19 protein-coding genes are annotated in these 17,398 nt (G+C 61.7%); 10 read left to right on the forward strand and 9 right to left on the reverse strand.

The window, feature by feature from the left end; genetic code table 11:
- Window positions 1–47 precede the first annotated feature (47 nt).
- Window positions 48–689 carry a hypothetical protein gene (locus IF103_RS00390; protein WP_023377997.1) on the reverse strand — a complete coding sequence of 214 codons (642 nt, stop codon included), beginning with the start codon at window positions 687–689 and terminating at the stop codon, window positions 48–50.
- Between the two features lie 370 nt (window positions 690–1,059).
- On the opposite strand from IF103_RS00390, the gene coxB reads away from it, so the two are divergent.
- Genes coxB through IF103_RS00410 form a run of 4 tightly spaced genes read left to right on the forward strand, consistent with a single transcriptional unit; the run spans window position 1,060 to window position 5,301 of the window.
- Window positions 1,060–2,187, forward strand: coding sequence for a cytochrome c oxidase subunit II (gene coxB, locus IF103_RS00395; protein WP_023377998.1), 1,128 nt, complete (start codon window positions 1,060–1,062; stop codon window positions 2,185–2,187).
- Between the two features lie 43 nt (window positions 2,188–2,230).
- On the forward strand, window positions 2,231–3,820 hold the full coding sequence (gene ctaD / locus IF103_RS00400; protein ID WP_023377999.1) for a cytochrome c oxidase subunit I: 1,590 nt from the start codon (window positions 2,231–2,233) through the stop codon (window positions 3,818–3,820).
- Between the two features lie 10 nt (window positions 3,821–3,830).
- Window positions 3,831–4,397 carry a cytochrome c oxidase assembly protein gene (locus IF103_RS00405; protein ID WP_023378000.1) on the forward strand — a complete coding sequence of 189 codons (567 nt, stop codon included), beginning with the start codon at window positions 3,831–3,833 and terminating at the stop codon, window positions 4,395–4,397.
- Window positions 4,398–4,413: 16 nt separating this feature from the next.
- Window positions 4,414–5,301 carry a cytochrome c oxidase subunit 3 gene (locus IF103_RS00410; RefSeq protein WP_023378001.1) on the forward strand — a complete coding sequence of 296 codons (888 nt, stop codon included), beginning with the start codon at window positions 4,414–4,416 and terminating at the stop codon, window positions 5,299–5,301.
- A 45-nt stretch (window positions 5,302–5,346) separates the two neighbouring features.
- On the opposite strand, the gene IF103_RS00415 is transcribed toward IF103_RS00410, so the two are convergent.
- Window positions 5,347–5,550, reverse strand: a complete 204-nt coding sequence (locus tag IF103_RS00415; protein ID WP_023378002.1) for a twin transmembrane helix small protein — start codon at window positions 5,548–5,550, stop codon at window positions 5,347–5,349.
- Between the two features lie 63 nt (window positions 5,551–5,613).
- Here IF103_RS00415 and IF103_RS00420 point away from each other — a divergent pair, with 63 nt between their 5' ends.
- Genes IF103_RS00420 through IF103_RS00440 form a run of 5 tightly spaced genes read left to right on the forward strand, consistent with a single transcriptional unit; the run spans window position 5,614 to window position 9,500 of the window.
- Window positions 5,614–6,354, forward strand: coding sequence for an SURF1 family protein (locus IF103_RS00420; RefSeq protein WP_041925427.1), 741 nt, complete (start codon window positions 5,614–5,616; stop codon window positions 6,352–6,354).
- Window positions 6,320–6,904: a PA_0111/PP_0108 family redox-active disulfide protein gene (locus IF103_RS00425; protein WP_202675790.1), complete on the forward strand. Its 585-nt coding sequence runs from the start codon at window positions 6,320–6,322 to the stop codon at window positions 6,902–6,904. Before IF103_RS00420 ends, IF103_RS00425 begins: the two co-directional genes overlap by 35 nt.
- Before the next feature lie 9 nt (window positions 6,905–6,913).
- On the forward strand, window positions 6,914–7,987 hold the full coding sequence (locus IF103_RS00430) for a COX15/CtaA family protein (protein ID WP_104883090.1): 1,074 nt from the start codon (window positions 6,914–6,916) through the stop codon (window positions 7,985–7,987).
- A complete protein-coding gene (cyoE, locus tag IF103_RS00435; protein WP_104881025.1) occupies window positions 7,972–8,871 on the forward strand; it encodes a heme o synthase in 900 nt (299 codons plus the stop codon). The genes IF103_RS00430 and cyoE overlap by 16 nt, the downstream gene beginning before the upstream one ends.
- Window positions 8,868–9,500, forward strand: a complete 633-nt coding sequence (locus IF103_RS00440; RefSeq protein WP_202675791.1) for an SCO family protein — start codon at window positions 8,868–8,870, stop codon at window positions 9,498–9,500. Before cyoE ends, IF103_RS00440 begins: the two co-directional genes overlap by 4 nt.
- Before the next feature lie 120 nt (window positions 9,501–9,620).
- Here the strand turns inward: IF103_RS00440 and IF103_RS00445 are convergent, their stop codons facing one another.
- From IF103_RS00445 to IF103_RS00455, 3 genes are all read right to left on the reverse strand, one after another.
- Window positions 9,621–10,391, reverse strand: a complete 771-nt coding sequence (locus tag IF103_RS00445; protein ID WP_202675792.1) for a MetQ/NlpA family ABC transporter substrate-binding protein — start codon at window positions 10,389–10,391, stop codon at window positions 9,621–9,623.
- A gap of 64 nt (window positions 10,392–10,455) precedes the next feature.
- Window positions 10,456–11,127 carry a methionine ABC transporter permease gene (locus IF103_RS00450; protein ID WP_023378014.1) on the reverse strand — a complete coding sequence of 224 codons (672 nt, stop codon included), beginning with the start codon at window positions 11,125–11,127 and terminating at the stop codon, window positions 10,456–10,458.
- Window positions 11,127–12,134 (reverse strand): methionine ABC transporter ATP-binding protein, encoded by a 1,008-nt coding sequence (locus IF103_RS00455; RefSeq protein WP_023378016.1) that lies wholly within the window; start codon window positions 12,132–12,134, stop codon window positions 11,127–11,129. Before IF103_RS00455 ends, IF103_RS00450 begins: the two co-directional genes overlap by 1 nt.
- 228 nt (window positions 12,135–12,362) lie before the next feature.
- Between IF103_RS00455 and katE the strand changes: the two genes are divergently transcribed.
- Complete coding sequence (gene katE / locus IF103_RS00460) at window positions 12,363–14,498, forward strand: catalase HPII (protein ID WP_202675793.1); 2,136 nt, start codon at window positions 12,363–12,365, stop codon at window positions 14,496–14,498.
- A gap of 24 nt (window positions 14,499–14,522) precedes the next feature.
- Here the strand turns inward: katE and IF103_RS00465 are convergent, their stop codons facing one another.
- The 4 genes from IF103_RS00465 to zur all read right to left on the reverse strand — a co-directional run bounded on the left by IF103_RS00465 (window position 14,523) and on the right by zur (window position 17,388).
- Entirely contained in the window at window positions 14,523–15,230 is a 708-nt protein-coding gene (locus tag IF103_RS00465; protein WP_023378018.1) for a PA5502 family lipoprotein, read from the reverse strand.
- A gap of 127 nt (window positions 15,231–15,357) precedes the next feature.
- On the reverse strand, window positions 15,358–16,140 hold the full coding sequence (gene znuB, locus IF103_RS00470) for a zinc ABC transporter permease subunit ZnuB (RefSeq protein WP_202675794.1): 783 nt from the start codon (window positions 16,138–16,140) through the stop codon (window positions 15,358–15,360).
- A complete protein-coding gene (gene znuC / locus IF103_RS00475) occupies window positions 16,133–16,906 on the reverse strand; it encodes a zinc ABC transporter ATP-binding protein ZnuC (RefSeq protein ID WP_023378020.1) in 774 nt (257 codons plus the stop codon). The genes znuB and znuC overlap by 8 nt, the downstream gene beginning before the upstream one ends.
- Window positions 16,903–17,388: a zinc uptake transcriptional repressor Zur gene (gene zur, locus IF103_RS00480; RefSeq protein WP_023378021.1), complete on the reverse strand. Its 486-nt coding sequence runs from the start codon at window positions 17,386–17,388 to the stop codon at window positions 16,903–16,905. The genes znuC and zur overlap by 4 nt, the downstream gene beginning before the upstream one ends.
- Window positions 17,389–17,398: the final 10 nt, after the last annotated feature.

Here is a 17,398-nt window from a genome sequence, read left to right on the forward strand (position 1 = left end):
CCACAGGTCCGGTGGAATCGAAGGCCTCTGTTGCGCAGCCTTGGCGGTCAAGCCGGCTGGCCCAGCTCCACGCCAAGCTGGCGCGACAGGCACGGCCAGCGTTTCCAGGCTGCGCCGGTTTCCGGGCTGCACAGGTTTTCGCGGTATTGTTCGACCGACTCCGCGGCGAAGCTTTCGTCGTCCAGCATTTCATCGACCGAGTGGTGCACCACCTCATCCAGCTGGTTGGCGAAACTTTCACCGATCAGTTGGTGAGCGATGAGGTTGGCCACGGTCGTGTCGACCGGGATCAATGGCTGCTGGAAGTGGCGGATGTAAAGGTCGTTGACCTCTTCCACCAGCCGGTGTGCCAGGTAAGCCTCGTCCAGCAGGCAATCCAGGCCCACATGACCCTGCATCACGCTGGGTGGCTGCAGGAAGTAGGCTTCGGCGATCTTCAGCACCGGCTTGATCTGCGACTCGATACCCGCCTCGCGGGCGACTGCGTTTGCCGCCTCCAGCAATTCTGGAACCTGGTCGATGTAAGCGCTGACGAAGCGCGCCAAAGTACCCTGGGCGTCCTGCTCAGGCAGTTGGATCGAGGGGTGCAGATGGGGTAGTTGCGCCTCGAGACGCTGTTTCAGTTGGCCGGTACGGCTCTCATGTTGGTGGGCTTGGCTAATCTGCTCGCGCACGGCAGCGATGTTCATGACAACTCCAGGGACAAGGCATTACAAACGGAAGACACTAAGGTAGCTCGGTATACGGAATGCCTAAGACAAGTTTGTTATAAAACCCGCAAACGTGTGCGGAGCGAGCTATATCAATATGCCATTATTGTGCTAGCAAGGCTCTAGCCCGCGGTTTGTGGGGGCATTATCCAATTTCGTGCGGTTCATTTCACGCCCTTCATTGCGCACCATTGGTCGCTGTCTATACTCCCGTTGAACGTGATTCGTTGATGAGGCCCGTCTGCTTTCGCAGGGGCTCGGTCGTCGAAGTCAGGCAGTCTTGACCGCCGTTCCCGCTTGCCGCAGGTGAATGCCTCCGGGACAACAAGAACTAGAAGGGGAACCCGCAATGATGCGACATCCACATGTCTGGATGGGCCTTCTGTTGTGGTCGGTTTTCGGTCAGGCACACGCCGCCTGGACTGTGAACATGGCGCCAGGGGCGACGGAAGTCTCCAACGCCGTGTTCGACCTGCACATGACCATCTTCTGGATCTGCGTGATCATTGGCATCGTGGTGTTCGGTGCGATGTTCTGGTCGATGGTCATCCATCGGCGTTCCACGGGGCAGCAGCCCGCACATTTCCACGAACACACCTGGGTGGAAATCCTTTGGACGGTCGTCCCCTTCCTGATTCTGGTGGCCATGGCCATTCCAGCCACCAAAACGCTGATCGACATCTACGACGCCAGTGAGTCGGACGTCGATATCCAGGTGACCGGTTACCAGTGGAAGTGGCATTACAAGTACCTGGGCCAGGACGTGGAGTTTTTCAGCAACCTGGCCACGCCAGCGGACCAGATCCATAACAAGGCGCCCAAGGACGAGCATTACCTGCTCGAGGTCGATCAGCCACTGGTGCTGCCGGTGGGTGCAAAGGTGCGCTTCCTGGTGACCGCTGCCGATGTCATTCATTCCTGGTGGGTACCCGCCTTCGCCGTCAAGCGCGATGCCATTCCAGGCTTCGTCAACGAGGCTTGGACCCGCATCGAGAAGCCCGGTATCTACCGTGGCCAGTGCACCGAGTTGTGCGGCAAGGACCACGGCTTCATGCCAGTGGTGGTGGAGGTCAAGTCCAAGGCCGATTACGACACCTGGCTGGGTGAGCGCAAGGCAGAAGCGGCCAAGCTCAAGGAGTTGACCAGCAAGGAGTGGACCCTTGAAGAGCTGGTCGAGCGTGGCGACAAGGTCTATCACACAACCTGCGTGGCCTGTCACCAGGCCGAAGGCCAAGGCTTGCCGCCCATGTTCCCGGCACTCAAAGGCTCGAAGATCGCAACGGGACCGAAGGAAGGTCACTTGAACATCGTCTTCCACGGCAAGCCTGGCACGGCCATGGCTGCCTTCGGCAAACAACTGTCGGAAGTCGACATCGCCGCCGTCGTTACCTACGAGCGCAATGCCTGGGGCAACAACAAGGGCGACATGGTCACGCCCAAAGACGTGCTGGCGCTCAAGCAGGCCGAAGCGCAATGAACCGGGATACTCGCGGCAATCAATGGGTTGCAGGAGACAGGACATGAGTGCAGTGATCGACGACCACGCCCACGGCCACGAACATGCCCATGGCCCAGCCAAGGGCTTGATGCGCTGGGTGCTGACCACCAACCACAAGGACATCGGCACGATGTACCTGTGGTTCAGCTTCATGATGTTCCTGCTCGGCGGCTCGTTCGCCATGGTGATACGCGCCGAGCTGTTCCAGCCGGGACTGCAGATCGTGGAGCCGGCCTTCTTCAACCAGATGACCACCATGCATGGCCTGATCATGGTGTTCGGTGCCGTGATGCCCGCCTTCGTCGGACTCGCCAACTGGATGATCCCGCTGATGGTCGGGGCACCGGACATGGCCCTGCCGCGGATGAACAACTTCAGCTTCTGGCTGCTGCCGGCGGCGTTCCTGCTGCTGGTCTCGACCCTGTTCACCCCGGGCGGCGGGCCTAACTTCGGCTGGACCTTCTACGCCCCGCTGTCGACCACCTATGCGCCGGCCAGCGTGACGTTCTTCATCTTCGCCATCCACATGATGGGTATCAGCTCGATCATGGGGGCGATCAACGTGATCGCCACCATCCTCAACCTGCGTGCCCCCGGCATGACCCTGATGAAGATGCCGCTGTTCGTCTGGACCTGGCTGATCACCGCTTTCCTGCTGATTGCGGTGATGCCGGTACTGGCTGGCGTGGTGACCATGATGCTGATGGACATTCACTTCGGCACCAGCTTCTTCAGCGCCGCCGGTGGCGGTGACCCGGTACTGTTCCAGCATGTGTTCTGGTTCTTCGGCCACCCCGAGGTGTACATCATGATCCTGCCGGCGTTCGGCGCTGTGAGCTCGATCATTCCGGCATTTTCGCGCAAGCCGCTGTTCGGCTACACGTCGATGGTGTACGCCACCGGTGCGATTGCCTTCCTGTCGTTCATCGTCTGGGCGCACCACATGTTCGTGGTTGGCATCCCGGTGGTTGGCGAGCTGTTCTTCATGTACGCCACCATGCTCATCGCCGTACCCACCGGGGTCAAGGTGTTTAACTGGGTCAGCACCATGTGGGAGGGCTCGTTGACCTTCGAAACGCCGATGCTGTTCGCCATTGCCTTCGTCATCCTGTTCACCATCGGCGGGTTCTCAGGATTGATGCTGGCCATCGCACCGGCTGACTTCCAGTACCACGACACGTACTTCGTGGTGGCGCATTTCCACTACGTCCTGGTACCCGGGGCGATCTTCGGCATCTTTGCCTCTGCCTACTACTGGTTGCCCAAGTGGACTGGCCACATGTACGACGAAACCCTGGGCAAGCTGCACTTCTGGTTGTCGTTCATCGGCATGAACCTGGCTTTCTTCCCCATGCATTTCGTTGGCTTGGCCGGCATGCCACGGCGGATTCCCGACTACAACCTGCAATTTGCCGACTTCAACATGGTGTCATCGATCGGTGCCTTCATGTTCGGTGCGACGCAGATCTTCTTCCTGTTCATCGTCATCAAGTGCATCCGCGGTGGCGCACCTGCGCCGGCCAAGCCTTGGGATGGCGCCGAGGGCCTGGAATGGTCGATCCCCTCGCCAGCGCCCTACCACACCTTCCAGACGCCACCGGAAGTGAAATAGGAAAGTGCCCATGAACGGCCTGTCACTCAAACGCCTGGTGCTGCGCCTGCTGATGCTGACCGTTGTGATGTTCGCGTTCGGCTTTGCCCTGGTGCCCCTCTACGACGTGATGTGCAAAGCCTTTGGCATCAATGGCAAGACCGGCGGGCAGTACGAAGGCACCCAGCTCAGCGACCCGTCGCGCAGCGTGCGGGTGCAGTTCATGTCGACCAATGCCGGTGACATGGTCTGGGACTTCTATTCCACGGCCGACCAGATCGACGTCAACCCAGGGGCGGTGAACCAGATGATTTTCATCGCGCGGAACCCGACGGAGCGGCCCATGAGCGCCCAGGCCGTTCCCAGCATCACCCCGGCCGAGGCGGCGGCGTATTTCCACAAGACCGAATGTTTCTGCTTCACCCAGCAGGTGCTGCAACCCGGCGAACGCATCGAGATGCCGGTGCGTTTCATCGTCGATCGCGACCTGCCGGCCAGCGTGAAGCACCTGACACTGGCCTACACCTTGTTCGACATCACCGCTCGCCACCCGCCGGTCGCGCATCTCGCGACCCAGGACGTCCAGGGCGCCCGTTAAGGGAAGGAGAACAGCAATGGCAAGTCACGAGCACTATTACGTCCCGGCGCAGAGCAAGTGGCCGATCATCGCGACGATCGGCATGTTCATCACCATGTTCGGCCTGGGCACCTGGTTCAATGACCTCAAGGCCGGGCATCCCGATTCCCATGGGCCACTGATCTTTTTCATCGGTGCGTTGTTTCTGGCCTACATGCTGTTTGGCTGGTTCGGCGCGGTGGTCAAGGAAAGCCATGCCGGTCTCTACAGCGCGCAGATGGACCGCTCGTTCCGCTGGGGCATGAGTTGGTTCATCTTCTCCGAAGTGATGTTCTTCCTGGCCTTCTTCGGTGCGCTGTTCTACGTGCGCGTGCTGGCTGGCCCATGGCTGGGGGGCGAAGGACACAAGGGGATCGCCCACATGCTGTGGCCAAGCTTCGAGTTCGCCTGGCCGTTGCTCAACACCCCGGACCCGAAACTCTTTCCGCCGCCCAAGGAGGTGATCGACCCGTGGCACCTGCCGCTGATCAATACCATCTTGCTGGTCAGTTCCAGTGTAACCATCACCATCGCCCACCACGCCTTGCGGCGTGATCATCGTGGGGCACTGAAGTTGTGGATGGCGCTGACCATCATCCTGGGCATCAGCTTCATCGCGCTGCAAGCGTACGAATATCACGAGGCCTACACCAAGCTTGGGCTGACCTTGGGTTCTGGCATCTACGGCGCGACTTTCTTCATGCTCACGGGCTTTCACGGTGCCCACGTTACCCTTGGCACGATCATTCTGATCGTCATGCTCGTGCGTATCCTGCGCGGGCATTTCAACCCGGACAAACACTTCGGTTTCGAGGCGGCCAGTTGGTACTGGCACTTCGTCGATGTGGTGTGGGTCGGGCTGTTCATCTTTGTCTACGTGCTGTAGGGGCGGTTGCGGGCAAGCCGGCTTTAGCCGCAGATGCAACGTGTTTCAGAAGGGGGCGTTGGAAACCAGCTGGCCACTGATGAAGCCCCAGGCCACCAGCCCCACGGTGACGGCGGCCAGGGCGACACGAACGGTCAGTGCCTTGAGCAGCCGGGTCGAGTTTTCATCGTCCTTGACCAGAAACACCAGGCCACTGAACAGGCTGGCAATCGTGGCCAACAGCATCAGGACAATCGCGGCCTTGAGCATGACGATACTCCGGGGGGATGCGGTGATGTGGATAAGTATAGCGCTCGACCGTATGAGGCCGTTGTGAGGCCGTTTCGACCAGGCTGGATGCCCACCCTGGTAGTGCTTGCACTGCTGCCGGTGCTGATTTCGCTCGGCGGCTGGCAGCTCGGCCGCGCACAGGAAAAACGCGCCCTGCTGGACACCTATGCCCAGCGCCAGGTGGAGGCCCCGGTGGGCGCGGCCCAGTTGCAGCTGGCTGAGGATGTAGCTTACCGACGCGTGCACCTCTTTGGACGCTTCGATGGCGAACACAGTGTGCTGTTGGATAACCGCATGCGCGACGGCCAGGCAGGCATCGAGCTGCTCCAGCCCTTCCATGACCAGGCCAGCGGGCTGTGGCTGTTGGTCAACCGCGGCTGGCTGCCCTGGCCCGACCGCCGTGTACCCGTGCACTTCGAGACGCCTGCGCAATCCATGGTGCTGGATGCTTCGGTCTATGTGGCGCCGGGCAGTGCTTTCCAGCTTCACCCCGACCCGGAGGGCGGTCAATGGCCTCACCTGCTGACCGCTGTCGACCCCGCCCACCTGTGGCAACAGCTGGACCGCGAAGGTTTCGCCCATGAATTGCGCCTGCAGCCCGGCCCCGCCAGCTACCGTGCAGACTGGCCGGTGGTCGCCATGGGCCCGGAAAAGCACCAGGGCTATGCCGTGCAGTGGTTCGCCCTGGCCACCGCCCTGGTGCTGCTTTACCTCTACTTTGGCTGGCACAACAAGAAGGAGAACGACCATGGCCGCCGCCACCAGTCCACTGGACGTGCCTGAAGGCCGCAAACCCAAAGCCCGTGGGCGTTTGCAGCTGATTCTGATCCTGCTGGTGGTGCTCGGGCCGATGCTGCTCGCCACCTTCATGTACAAGCTGCAGTTCTGGGTGCCGGAGGGGCGCAGCTATCACGGCGTGATGATCGGCAATGGCGAGAGCCTTGCAGACATCGGCGTCACTGCGCAGGACGAACGGTGGCAGCTGCTGGTCAGCACGCCCCAGGCCTGCGCCGACGATTGTCAGAAACTGGTGTACCTGGCCCGGCAGATCCAGATCGGCCTTGGTCGCGACGCCAGCCGTGCCAGTCATGCCTTGGCCATCGCCCAGCCATTGAGCCCCGACTATCAGGCCCTGCTGGGTCGCGAATATCCCCAGTTGCAGCGCTACCCGCTGGATATTCAACGCTACCTGCAGAAAGTGGAGGAGGCCGGTCCGCAACTGTGGATCGTCGACCCTCACGGCAACCTGGTGCTGCGCTATGACGCCAAGGTCAACGGCAAGCATGTGCTGGACGACCTGCGTCACCTGCTCAAGCTGTCCAACATCGGCTAGGAGCCTGTCATGGCCAGACCTGGATTCCGCCTCGCTGTGTTCGCCACCCTGCTGGCACTGCTGGTCGTCCTGCTCGGTGCCTATACCCGCCTCACCCATGCAGGCCTCGGTTGCCCGGACTGGCCAGGCTGCTATGGCTTCATCAGCGTGCCCAAGACTGAAGCGCAGCTGGCCCATGCCGAATTGCACTTTCCCGAACACCCAGTGGAAGAGGCCAAAGGCTGGGCCGAAATGGTCCATCGCTACTTTGCCGGTACCTTAGCGCTGGTGATCGCTTACCTGGCCCTACAGGCGGTGCGCCGTCACGCGCGTGATGGCCAGCCCTACCGCTTGCCGGTATTGCTGCTTGGGGTGGTCCTGGCCCAGGCGGCATTCGGGATGTGGACGGTCACTCTCAAGTTGTGGCCGCAGGTGGTCACTGCGCACCTGCTGGGGGGCTTTACCACGTTGAGCCTGCTGTTACTGTTGTCGCTGCGTCTATCCCGGGCATTTGCGCCACTGCCAAAACTGCCGTTGAGCCTGCGCAGGGTGGCTGCCTTGGCATTGCTGGTGGTGATTGGGCAGATCGCCTTGGGTGGTTGGGTCAGTGCCAACTATGCCGCGGTTGCCTGTATCGACTTGCCCACCTGCCATGGGCAATGGTGGCCGTCAGCCGACTTCAGCAATGGCTTCCACCTGACCCAACATGTCGGTCCGAACTACCTCGGCGGGCAGCTGGACAGCGATGCGCGCACGGCCATTCATATCAGCCATCGACTGGGCGCGATGATCGTCACCTGTGTCCTGCTGATGCTCAGTTGGAAGCTTCACCGCTGTGGCCTGAGCCGGTTGGCGCGCCTGGTGCTCCTGGCATTGGTGATGCAGGTCGGGTTGGGCATCAGCAACGTGCTGTTCCATTTGCCCCTGGCCGTCGCCGTGGCACATAACGCAGGCGGCGCGCTGTTGTTGCTGAGCATGGTGCTTGTGAACTACCGCATTCGGGTGGTCGACAAGGTTCGCGTCGGTCATGGCTGGCGTCTTACGCCTGTGCCAGGCGTAGGCCTCTCGCAACCTATGAGGAATGATTCGTGGCGACGCTTCTGAGTGCACACCGCTCGCGTGCCGGTTGGCGCGACTATCTGGAATTGACCAAACCCAAGGTGGTCGTGTTGATGCTGATCACCTCGCTGGTGGGCATGTTTCTCGCCACCCGTGCGGGTGTGGCCTGGAGCGTGCTGGTGTTCGGCAATTTGGGCATAGCCCTGTGCGCCGGTGGTGCGGCGGTCGTCAACCATGTGGTCGACAGGCGTATCGATGCACTCATGGCACGCACCCAGAAGCGGCCACTGGCCGAAGGCCGGGTAGCGCCTCTGCCGGCGCTGTTGTTCGCGCTGGCGTTGGCCCTGATGGGCATGGCTTCGCTGCTGGTCTTCACCAACGCCCTCACGGCCTGGCTGACCCTGGCTTCATTGTTGGGTTATGCAGTGCTCTACACCGGCTTTCTCAAGCGCGCCACGCCACAGAACATCGTCATCGGCGGGTTGGCTGGCGCGGCACCGCCGTTGCTCGGCTGGGTGGCGGTCAGCGGCCACATCAGCGCCGAGCCACTGCTGCTGGTGCTGATCATCTTTGCCTGGACGCCCCCGCATTTCTGGGCGTTGGCCATTCACCGCAAGGAGGAATACGCCAAGGCCGATATTCCGATGCTGCCGGTAACCCACGGCGAGGGATACACCAAGCTGCATATCCTGCTCTACACCCTGATTCTGCTGGCGGTTACCCTGTTGCCCTACGCCATCCACATGAGCGGCCTGCTCTACCTGGTTTGTGCCCTTTTGCTCGGCCTGCGCTTTCTGCATTGGGCGTGGGTGTTGTACCGTGGCAGCCGGCCGCACGCGGCGATCGGCACGTTCAAGTACTCTATCGGCTACCTGTTCGCACTGTTCATCGCGTTGCTCGTTGACCACTACTTGTTGCTGAACCTATGACTCGAACCCAGAAAACCGTATTCATCCTCGTCGCCCTGGTCGCGCTGATCCTGGGCCTTACCGTCAACAAGGTGCTCAATGGCCGCAGCCAACCCAACCCTGCCGAGCTGATCGACGCCGGCATTATCCTGCTGCCCCAGAGCCGTACGGTGGCGGACGTGACCATGACCAATCAGGACGGCCAGCCGGTAAAGCTGGATGACCTCAAGGGCAAGTGGTCGCTGCTGTTCTTCGGCTACACCTACTGCCCGGACATCTGCCCTACTACCCTGGCCCAGTTGCGCCAGGTGAAGAGCGAACTGCCCAAGGAGGCCGTGGACCGGCTGCAAGTGATGCTGGTGAGCGTTGACCCGAACCGCGATACGCCGAACCAGCTCAAGCACTACCTGGGCTATTTCGACAAGGATTTCGTGGGGGTCGCGGGGTCGATCGAGGATACCCAGAAACTGGCCAACGCCTTGAGCATTCCCTTCATTCCGGCCGATACCAGCAAGCCTGGGTATACCGTGGATCACAGTGGCAACCTGGCAATCGTCGGGCCGGACGGGCGTCAGCGTGGGTTCATTCGAGCGCCGTTCAATAACCAGAAGCTGGTGGCGCAGTTGCCGGGGTTGGTCAAGCGGGATTGAACCAGGCCCTGTAAGCCCCGCGGGTGAACCCGTTCCCAGAGCTTTTCCGCTGATCTGGAGCACAGCGGTTCACCTGTGGGAGCGGGTTTGCCCGCGAAGAGGCGGGTGTAGATCTGCGGCTTAAAACGCCGGAATCACCGCACCCTTGTACTTCTCTTCGATGAATTTCTTCACCTCTGGCGAGTGCAGCGCAGCAGCCAGTTTCTTCATGTCGTCCGAGTCCTTGTTGTCCGGACGAGCCACCAGAATGTTCACGTAAGGCGAGTCGCTGCCTTCGATGACCAGTGCATCCTTCTCCGGGTTCAGCTCGGCTTCCAGCGCATAGTTGGTGTTGATCAGCGCCAGGTCGACCTGGGTCAGTACGCGGGGGATGGTGGCTGCTTCGAGCTCACGGAACTTCAGGCCCTTGTCGTTACCGGTGATGTCTTTGACGGTGGACAGGATGTTCTTGTTGTCCTTGAGCTTGATCACACCGGCCTTGTCCAGCAGCAACAGGGCACGACCGCCGTTGGTGGCGTCGTTGGGGATGACCACGGTGGCACCGGAGGACAGCTCGTCGAGCTTCTTGATCTTGGTCGAGTAGGCGCCCAAGGGCTCCAGGTGCACGCCGGTAACGCTGACCAGCTGAGTGCCCTTGGACTTGTTGAATTCATCCAGGTACGGCTGGTGCTGGAAGAAGTTGGCGTCCAGGCGCTTCTCGGCGACCTGCACGTTCGGCTGGATGTAGTCGGTGAATTCCTTGACCTTCAGCTCTACGCCTTCCTTCGCCAGCTGTGGCTGGACGAACTTGAGGATCTCGGCGTGCGGCACCGGGGTGGCGGCAACGGTCAGGGTGTCGGCGTGGGCCGAGAAGGCCGCGATGGCGGCAGCGACAGCAAGCAGCTTCTTCATTGATCACTCCTTGTGAGGGCCGCGACGGCCCCCGAACGGGTCGGCCTGGCCGACCCCATTGGGGTTACTTACGGGAAAAATGCACGACCAGTTTGTCGCCCACGCTTTGCAGGACTTGAACCAGAATCAGCAGCAGCACGACGGTAACGATCATCACGTCGGTCTGGAAACGCTGGTAGCCGAAGCGGATCGCCAGGTCGCCCAGGCCGCCGGCACCCACCACACCCGCCATGGCGGTGTAGGACACCAGGGTGATGGCAGTGACGGTGATGGCTGCGAAGATGCCCGGACGGGCCTCTGGCAGCAACGCGTTGGTGATGATCTGGCGGGTGGTGGCGCCCATCGACTGGGTGGCTTCGATGATGCCACGGTCCACTTCGCGCAGGGCCGTTTCGACCAGGCGTGCGAAGAACGGCGTGCAGCCTACCACCAGCGGCGGGATGGCGCCCGCGACACCCAGCGAGGTACCAGTGATCATCACGGTGACCGGGATCATCACGATCAACAGAATGATGAACGGCAGCGAACGCAGCACGTTGACGACGAACGACAACAGCGCATAGACGCCCTTCTGCTCGAACATCTGCCGTGGTCCGCAGAGGAACAGCAGTACGCCCAGCGGCAGCCCCAGCAGCACGGTGAAGAACAGCGAGCCGAACAGCATGATCATGGTATCGACGGTGGCCAGCCAGATTTCGGCCCAGTCGACGTTGGCGAAGAAATTGAGCGCGTCCATCAACGCAGTACCTCCATATGTACGTCAGCTGCCTTGAAGCGGTCGAACGCCGCCTCCATGTCGCCGCCGGTGACGGCCAGGGTCAGCTGTCCATAGGGGACATCCTTGATGCGGTCGATACGTCCAGCGAGGATGCTGTAGTCGACCCCGGTCTCACGGGCCACGGTGCCCAACAGCGGTGCGTAGGTCGCATCGCCCTGGAATGTCAGGCGCACGATGCGGCCTGGCACGTGGGCGAAGTCGTCACGCTGCTCGCTTTCATCGACGTGTTCGTCTTCCTGCACGAAGCGCTTGGTGGTCGGGTGTTGCGGATGCAGAAATACTTCGGCCACCGAGCCCTGCTCGACGATATGGCCGGCATCCATGACCGCAACGCGGTCGCACACCCGGCGGATCACGTCCATTTCGTGGGTGATCAGCACGATGGTCAGGTTCAGCTCGCGGTTGATCTCGGCCAGCAGCTGCAGCACCGAGGCCGTGGTCTGTGGGTCGAGGGCGCTGGTGGCCTCGTCGCATAGGAGGATTTTTGGGTTGGTGGACAAGGCACGGGCGATGCCGACGCGCTGCTTCTGACCGCCAGACAGCTGTGCCGGGTACTTCCTGGCATGGTCCTGCAGGCCAACGCGGGCCAGCAGTTCGCTGACGCGCTTGTCGATCTCGCTGCGCGACAGCTCGCCGGCCAGGGTCAGTGGCAGCGCCACGTTGTCGGCCACGGTCTTGGATGCCAGCAAGTTGAAGTGCTGGAAAATCATCCCGACCTGCTGACGAAAACCGCGTAGCTGGTTGGCATTGAAGGCGGTGACATCTTCGCCGTCGACGATGATCTTGCCGCCCGAGGGCTCCTCGAGGCGATTGATCAGGCGCAGCATGGTGCTCTTGCCCGCACCGGAGTGGCCAATCAGGCCGAATACCTGGCCGTTTTCGATGGTCAGGCTGGTCGGGTTGAGAGCTGGGATTTCCCTACCGGCGACGCGGTAGGTCTTATGCACATTTTGGAACTCGATCACGTAGCGAACCTTGTGGGGCGCATGGAATTTGTGTCGGCGGTTGGCCGGGGGTCGCGCATTTTAGCCTTTTCCCATAGCTGTTCTTAGCATTTATTTCGTCATGCACCAATCCAGCGGGCATAACGCGACAACCGGTAATCCTGATTGAACGCTCGGCAAAGCTTCCTAGTCACTACTTGAACGAGCCCGTACAGGGCATGCCTGAAGACTGACGAGGAGAGCCGACTCATGCCCACCAAGAAGAACGACGCGCCCAAGCACAGTGAAGTCGCCGGCACCGATACCCCTGACCGGGCCAACACCAATGCCAAGCTGCAGCGGCTGGAGTCCTGCCGCAGCGATGCCACCGGGCAGGCGCTGCGCACCAACCAGGGCGTGAAGATCGCCGATAACCAGAACAGCCTGAAGGCGGGCCCTCGCGGACCATCGCTGCTCGAAGACTTCATCCTGCGCGAGAAGATCACCCACTTCGACCATGAACGCATCCCTGAGCGTATCGTCCACGCCCGGGGTACCGGTGCCCATGGCTACTTCCAGAGCTACGGCTGTCATGCCCAGTTGACCAAGGCTGGCTTCCTCCAGGACCCGGAGAAGATCACGCCGGTGTTCGTACGGTTTTCCACGGTACAAGGGCCACGCGGCTCGGGAGACACGGTGCGCGATGTGCGCGGCTTCGCCGTCAAGTTCTACACCGATGAAGGCAACTTCGACCTTGTTGGCAACAATATGCCGGTGTTTTTCATTCAGGATGCGATCAAGTTTCCTGACTTCGTGCATGCCGTGAAGCCTGAACCGCACAACGAGATACCGACGGGCGGCTCGGCCCATGACACCTTCTGGGACTTCGTTTCGCTGGTGCCGGAATCGGCGCACATGGTCATCTGGACCATGTCCGATCGCGCCATTCCGCGCAGCCTGCGGATGATGGAAGGCTTTGGCGTGCATACTTTCCGCATGATCAACGCCGAGGGCGTGGCCAGTTTCGTCAAGTTCCACTGGAAGCCGCGCCAGGGCGTGCATTCATTGCTATGGGATGAGGCACAGAAGCTGGCGGGCAAAGACACCGACTACCATCGCCGCGACTTGTGGGAAGCGATCGAAACCGGTGACTACCCTGAGTGGGAGCTGGGTGTGCAGATCGTACCTGAGGCCGATGAGCACAAGTTCGACTTCGACTTGCTCGATCCGACCAAGATCATTCCCGAGGAACTGGTGCCAGTCACCAAGCTGGGCAAGATGGTGCTCAACCGCAACCCGGACAATTTCTTTGCCGAAACCGAGCAAGTGGCTTTCTGTCCGGGGCACATCGTGCCGGGTATCGACTTCAGCAATGATCCGCTGCTGCAGGGCCGGCTGTTTTCCTACACCGATACTCAGATCAGCAGGCTGGGTGGCCCGAACTTCCATGAGATCCCGATCAACTGCCCGATGTCGCAGAACCACAACGGCCAGCGCGATGGCATGCACCGCATGACCATCAACAGGGGGCGTGCCTCATACGAGCCGAACTCTATCGACGGCGGTTGGCCCAAGGAGACGCCTCCTGCGGCGCAGGACGGCGGTTTCGAGAGCTATCAGGAGCGCATCGACGCGCACAAGATCCGCCAGCGCAGCGAATCGTTCGGCGACCATTTCTCCCAGGCGCGGCTGTTTTTCCAGAGCATGAGCCCGACTGAGCAGCAACACATCATCAAGGCCTACAGCTTCGAGTTGGGCAAGGTGGAGCGAGAGACCATCCGCCAGCGTGAGGTGAACGAGATCCTGGCTAACATCGACCTGAAGCTGGCGGCTGCAGTAGCAGCGAACCTCGGGTTGCCGGCGCCCAAGCAGGGCACGGTGAAGGTCAAGGGAAGCAAACTCGCGCAATCCGAGGCGCTGAGCCAGATGAACCATCCTGGTGACGTCGGTATCAAGGGGCGCAAGATTGCGCTGCTGGTGGCCGATGGGGTGGATGCGGCTAGCGTTGACGCGCTGGTCAAGGCGCTGGAGGCCGAGAGCGCCCGTCCACTGCTGCTGGGGCCGAGCTCCGCGCCGGTGAAGACGGCAGATGGCAAGCAGTTACCGGTAGACGCGTCGATGGAGGGTATGCCGTCGATCATGTTCGATGGGATAGTCGTTCCGGGCGGCAGCGAATCGGTCAAGGCGCTGGCGTCTAGCGGCTTGGCGAAGCATTTCCTGCTGGAGGGTTACAAGCATCTGAAGGCGATGGTGCTGACCAAGGATCTGGCAAGCAGCCTGGGCCTGAAGCAAGACAGGGGGCTGCTGCTGGAAGATGACAAGGCGGTAATGAATGCCTTCGTCAAAGCCGTCGAAGGGCATCGGGTATGGGAGCGAGAGGCCGTCGCGGAGGGTGTGCCGGCCTGAGGGCTGCAAACGCAGCCCTGATCGTCACTGCTGATGCGGGACCAGAACGACCTGTGCCCGCATCGAGCGTCGGATTTCATGCTTCTGCTTGAGCTCGAAATCGCTGTCGATCTTGTGCACGCGCTTCTCAAGCAGTGTCTTCAGCCAAGGCGCGTCTTCGGTCCGAGGTACCTGGAACACCACCTCGCACTGGTAATTCACCACGTCCTTGGCAATTTCGTCGAGCTGGCGTCGCATCGCCCGGATATCGGTGGTTTTCAGCGCAACGACGGTGCTTGGTGCAGCCGGGTCGATCACCCGCGCCTGGGGCTTGGCCTCGGCAGCCTTCAGCGCTGCCTCGGCTTTTTCCAGCTCGGCCTTGCGTGCCTGGGTAACGGCATCGCCACCGGTCACCGCTGGCGCCTGGGGCATCAGCGCCCGGGCACGGGCCAGCGCGGTGGCTGCAGCATTGACGTCGCCCTTCTGCAGGACGATCTGGCTACGCTGCAGGTAGGCTTCGGCAAGCTGGCGCTGGTATTGCTCCAGGCGTGCGTCGTCGGGCGACTGGGTTTGCAGCGCCGCCAGCTGATCTTCGGCGGTGGCCAGCTCATCGCTGGTGATACTTTGCTGCAATTGCTGCCAGGCATCGGCTTGGGCAGGTGCACCCGCCTGTTCGACCGGCGCGCTGGAACAGGCAGCCAGGAACAGCGAAAACGCGGCAACAAGCAGATAACGGGAGGCGAACGGCTTCATTCCTGCGACTCTCTATTTGCGCAAAAAGCGAGCAAGTCTACACCCAGGGGCATATGCTCGAAAACAGGTCTTACAGACCCTTTACCCTTGAAAAGGTTGCAGGGTATGCCTGGGCACCCCCCGGTTTTCAGCGCTTGGGCAAGGCCAGGCTCAGCAAGAATAGCACTGCGGCGCACACCACGATCGACGGGCCGGCCGGTGTGTCCTTGAACCATGACAGGGCCAGGCCGCCACACACGGCGCTGACGCCCAGCAGGCTGGCACCCAAGGCCATTTGCTCGGGGGAGCGGGCGTGACGTTGTGCCGCGGCGGCGGGAATGATCAGCAGCGATGTGATCAACAGCACCCCGACGATCTTCATGGCGACGGCGATGACCACTGCAATCAGCAGCATCAGCGCCATGCGCAGGCTCGCCACTGGCAAGCCTTCGACCATGGCCAGCTCTTCGTGCACGGTGACCGCCAGCAGGGGGCGCCACAAGGCTGCGAGCAGCAGCAGGACCAGCGCGCTGCCACCGAGGATCCAGGCCAGGTCGGTGGTGCTGATGGCCAGCAAATCACCGAACAGATAGGCCATGAGGTCGATGCGCACATCGTGCATGAAGCTGAGCGCCACCAGGCCCAGCGACAGGGTGCTGGGGGCCAGGATGCCGAGCAGGGTATCGGAGGCCAGCGGCTGGCGCTGTTGCAGCGTCACCAGCAGGATCGCCAGCAGCAGGCAGCCCACGGTCACTGCCAGCGCAGGGCTGACATCCAGGGCGAAGCCCAGTGCCACGCCGAGCAGGGCCGCGTGGGACAGCGTATCGCCGAAGTAGGCCATGCGCCGCCAGACCACGAAGGAACCCAGTGGGCCGGCCACCAGCGCCAGGGAAAGGCCCGCAAGCAGGGCATACAGAAGAAAATCAGCCATGCTTGCAGTGCTCTCCGTGAACATGGGTGCCAGGGGCGATCACCGAGCCATGCAGGTCATGGCTGTGATCGTGGTGGTGATGGTAGATGGCCAGGCTTGGCGCGTTCTGGCCGAACAGCTCGACGAACGCCGGGTCGTTGCTGACCTGCTCGGGGTGGCCGGAGCAGCACACATGGCGGTTCAGGCAAACCACCTGGTCGGTGGCGCTCATCACCAGGTGCAGGTCGTGCGACACCATCAGCACGCCGCAGCCATGGCGGTCGCGCAGGCGAGTGATCAGGTTGTACAGCTCGGTCTGCCCGACCACGTCGACGCCCTGCACCGGCTCATCCAGTACCAGCAGCTCAGGTTCGCGCAGCAGTGCGCGGGCCAGCAGCACGCGTTGCATCTCACCCCCGGAGATGGTCTGGATCGGGCTGTCGATGACCTGTTCGGCGCCCACTTCCTGCAAGGCCGACAAAGCAGCCGCACGGTCGACACCCGGTACCAGTCGCAGGAAGCGCAGTACCGAAAGTGGCAGCGTGGCGTCCACCTGGATTTTCTGCGGCATGTAGCCGATGCGCAGGCGCGGTTTGCGCCATACCGTACCGCGGTGCGGCTTGAGCAGGCCGAGCACGGCGCGTACCAGCGTGGTCTTGCCGGCGCCGTTGGGGCCGATCAGCGTGACGATCTGCCCAGGGGAGACCGACAGGTCGATGCTGTCGAGCACTGCCTCGCCACCGAAAGTGACGCCGACCTGCTCAAGGCGGATCAGTGCATCGCTCATGCCGCGCTCCGGCAGTTGCCGCACAGGCCGACGATCTCGACGGTCTGGGTTTCGACGCTGAAACCTACGTCCTTGGCACTGGCGATGATGGCGTCGCTGATGCTGTCCTGCTCCAGCTCGATGGCTACATGACATACCCGGCAGATCAGGAACTGGCCTTGGTGCGCATGTTCAGGGTGACTGCAACCGATGAAGGCGTTGAGCGATGCGATGCGATGGACCAGGCCGTTTTCGAGCAGGAAGTCCAGTGCCCGGTACACGGTAGGGGGCGCGGCGCGGCGCCCATCCTGCTCGCTGAGCACGGCAAGGATGTCATAGGCGCCCAACGGCTTGTGGCTCTGCCAGACCAGCTCCAGTACGCGACGGCGCAGAGCGGTCAGGCGCAGGCCCTGGCGCGTGCACAGGGCGTCGGCCTCAGCCAGTGCGCTGTGTACGCAATGGGAGTGATCGTGGGGACGGTGAGCCAGCGGCGTAATGGACATGGGCAGCGAC

It is taken from the genome of Pseudomonas sp. SK2 (assembly GCF_016772395.1).
GTDB lineage: Bacteria > Pseudomonadota > Gammaproteobacteria > Pseudomonadales > Pseudomonadaceae > Aquipseudomonas > Aquipseudomonas taiwanensis.

Bases quoted from the DNA above. Each gene is read 5' to 3' on its own strand.
- coxB (WP_023377998.1), top strand. From the start codon at position 1,060: ATGATGCGACATCCACATGTCTGGATGGGCCTTCTGTTGTGGTCGGTT.
- IF103_RS00390 (WP_023377997.1), bottom strand. From the start codon at position 689: ATGAACATCGCTGCCGTGCGCGAGCAGATTAGCCAAGCCCACCAACAT.
- IF103_RS00465 (WP_023378018.1), bottom strand. From the start codon at position 15,230: ATGAAGCCGTTCGCCTCCCGTTATCTGCTTGTTGCCGCGTTTTCGCTG.
- znuC (WP_023378020.1), bottom strand. From the start codon at position 16,906: ATGAGCGATGCACTGATCCGCCTTGAGCAGGTCGGCGTCACTTTCGGT.
- IF103_RS00440 (WP_202675791.1), top strand. From the start codon at position 8,868: ATGACTCGAACCCAGAAAACCGTATTCATCCTCGTCGCCCTGGTCGCG.
- IF103_RS00450 (WP_023378014.1), bottom strand. From the start codon at position 11,127: ATGGACGCGCTCAATTTCTTCGCCAACGTCGACTGGGCCGAAATCTGG.
- IF103_RS00415 (WP_023378002.1), bottom strand. From the start codon at position 5,550: ATGCTCAAGGCCGCGATTGTCCTGATGCTGTTGGCCACGATTGCCAGC.
- IF103_RS00410 (WP_023378001.1), top strand. From the start codon at position 4,414: ATGGCAAGTCACGAGCACTATTACGTCCCGGCGCAGAGCAAGTGGCCG.
- IF103_RS00445 (WP_202675792.1), bottom strand. From the start codon at position 10,391: ATGAAGAAGCTGCTTGCTGTCGCTGCCGCCATCGCGGCCTTCTCGGCC.
- ctaD (WP_023377999.1), top strand. From the start codon at position 2,231: ATGAGTGCAGTGATCGACGACCACGCCCACGGCCACGAACATGCCCAT.
- IF103_RS00425 (WP_202675790.1), top strand. From the start codon at position 6,320: ATGGCCGCCGCCACCAGTCCACTGGACGTGCCTGAAGGCCGCAAACCC.
- katE (WP_202675793.1), top strand. From the start codon at position 12,363: ATGCCCACCAAGAAGAACGACGCGCCCAAGCACAGTGAAGTCGCCGGC.
- IF103_RS00430 (WP_104883090.1), top strand. From the start codon at position 6,914: ATGGCCAGACCTGGATTCCGCCTCGCTGTGTTCGCCACCCTGCTGGCA.
- IF103_RS00405 (WP_023378000.1), top strand. From the start codon at position 3,831: ATGAACGGCCTGTCACTCAAACGCCTGGTGCTGCGCCTGCTGATGCTG.
- znuB (WP_202675794.1), bottom strand. From the start codon at position 16,140: ATGGCTGATTTTCTTCTGTATGCCCTGCTTGCGGGCCTTTCCCTGGCG.
- zur (WP_023378021.1), bottom strand. From the start codon at position 17,388: ATGTCCATTACGCCGCTGGCTCACCGTCCCCACGATCACTCCCATTGC.